At 47.9% G+C, this 1,101-nt stretch carries 2 protein-coding genes; both read right to left on the bottom strand.

Annotation, left to right across the window (positions count from 1 at the left end; genetic code table 11):
• On the bottom strand, window positions 1-390 hold a 390-nt coding region (locus R7P35_RS25865; protein WP_318093316.1), incomplete at its 3' end, for a Dps family protein.
• 164 nt (window positions 391-554) lie between these two features.
• Window positions 555-1,101, bottom strand: a 547-nt coding sequence (locus tag R7P35_RS25870) for a LysR substrate-binding domain-containing protein (protein WP_318093317.1), incomplete at its 5' end; no start/stop codon positions are given.

Consider the following 1,101-nt stretch of genomic DNA (forward strand, 5'->3'; position numbering starts at 1 on the left):
GTCATCCGCTTGTTGGGCTAGCTTTAACACTTTACGTGCGGTCTTTACGACTTGTTCGTGATTGTGTGTGAGTATGTCGACCATTTCCGTCGCGCTTGGAACGCCTTCAACCTCTTCAATTACACTGAGTTTGGCGAACTCTTTAAACGTGCCGGGTGCGGGAACGTCCAGTGTGCGTATGCGCTCGGCAATCTCGTCTACAGCCGTCGCAAGTTCGGTGTAGTGTTCTTCGAACATGAGATGCAGTTCTCTGAAGTTCGGGCCTTCCACATTCCAGTGGAAGTTGTGCGTTTGCAGATAGAGCGTGTAAGAATCTGCCAAGAGCTGCTTCAAGCCCTCTGCGGTGCTTAATCGGTGCTCTCTATCAATGCCGATATCGATGTGCGTCATGCTAGCTTCCTCTCATTACATCTGGTTTCACGACTTTTTATAAGCCGTCAGCAAACAACTAAAAAAAGTATTGGATAGATGTTCTGATTTGTAAAAATGATAAAAATGAATGTAACGTTCGGAAATTTTGATTACTGAATGGAAGGCGTTGTCTATAGCAAATATCAACGCCTACAAAGCACACAAAGCACACCGAGGTAACGGCATGCTGCTGGGTTTAAACGATTTTGATTTCGAGAGTATTTGAGAGATTGCTTCGCGATACGGGAAAGCGCTTCGAGAGTGGAAACGTCCACATAGTTTGGGCGAAACGCGAGGGCTATTCTGCGGTGAGGGCCGGGCTCATTTAAATGCACTGCCGATAATACTGGGTAGTGCGTGACGAGCTGTTCCAGTGCCATTTCCGGGATCAAGGTTGTGCCCATTCCGCTCATTACCATTTGAATTAACGTGTTTAGGCTGGTGGCACGGTATTCCTGATTGGAGGTTTGTTCAGAGAGGCGGCAGGCATCCAAAATATGATCTTTGAGGCAGTGGCCTTCTTTAAGCAGCATGAGGTTGGTTTCTTGGAGTTCTTCGGACGTAATGCTGCTTTTGTCTGTGTGCATTTGCCCATCGAGCGCGACCCAGTAAAAGTCTTCTTGCCAAAACTCTAACGTTAACAAGCCGTCACAAGGGTAGGGGATGGCCAGCACGGCCGCGTCAATCTCA

It is taken from the genome of Vibrio sp. Vb0304, assembly GCF_033338995.1.
Lineage (GTDB): Bacteria > Pseudomonadota > Gammaproteobacteria > Enterobacterales > Vibrionaceae > Vibrio > Vibrio alginolyticus.